1 protein-coding gene is annotated in these 226 nt (G+C 50.9%); it reads right to left on the reverse strand.

What is annotated here, in order from left to right:
• Nucleotides 1–37 precede the first annotated feature (37 nt).
• The coding region (locus tag PsWM33_RS27725) for a hypothetical protein (protein ID WP_206599013.1) at nucleotides 38–226 on the reverse strand (189 nt) is incomplete at its 5' end.

The raw sequence follows: 226 nt of genomic DNA on the forward strand, positions 1-226 counted from the left end.
GAGGTTCAAGTCCTCCTCGACCCACCAAACTTTTAAGTTAGTAGAATTGAAATTGTTGGAGCTCAATCGGAGCGAAGCGACTAGAGCCGACCGGCTCTGCTTTAGCTGATGCGAAGTAAGCCAAGTTAGCGGATGCTAACGCCGGCGTAGACACTTCTTTGAAGTGTCCTTTGAGGCCAGCATAAAGGGGCCTTAGCTCAGCTGGGAGAGCGCCTGATTTGCATTC

Source organism: Pseudovibrio sp. WM33 (genome assembly GCF_001623165.1).
Taxonomy (GTDB): domain Bacteria; phylum Pseudomonadota; class Alphaproteobacteria; order Rhizobiales; family Stappiaceae; genus Pseudovibrio.